Raw genomic sequence first — 264 nt, 5'->3', positions numbered from 1 at the left:
GGTTATTTTTTTGCCTCGGGTTCGCACTCTACCTGTACCACACCAAGATGGACGAGATGCTGGACCATTTCAAAAATAGCCGTTCGGTTGCTCCAGCCAAGTACGGTGGTCCATTAGGAAAGATACGGGCTGTCATGAATATCGCCTCCTTCCTGACGTTCCCTTCTCTTCGTAAGTACTCCGGCGCCCGAGAGGAAGACATCGACAACTTCCCTCCACGGCTCAAGGGGAAGTTGGTCATGTTGTATTGGGGAGTAATAGGAC

General features: G+C 51.1%; 1 protein-coding gene. It reads left to right on the top strand.

Features of this window, described 5'->3' with window-relative positions; genetic code table 11:
- Positions 1–47: 47 nt before the first annotated feature.
- Positions 48–264 (top strand): hypothetical protein (locus SB772_RS42005; RefSeq protein ID WP_410838773.1); only part of this gene is annotated, 217 nt, incomplete at its 3' end.

Source organism: Paraburkholderia sp. SIMBA_030 (assembly GCF_046535245.1).
Lineage (GTDB): Bacteria > Pseudomonadota > Gammaproteobacteria > Burkholderiales > Burkholderiaceae > Paraburkholderia.
Note: the sequence above shows the minus strand (reverse complement) of the source record. Positions and strands in the feature narration are given on the sequence as shown.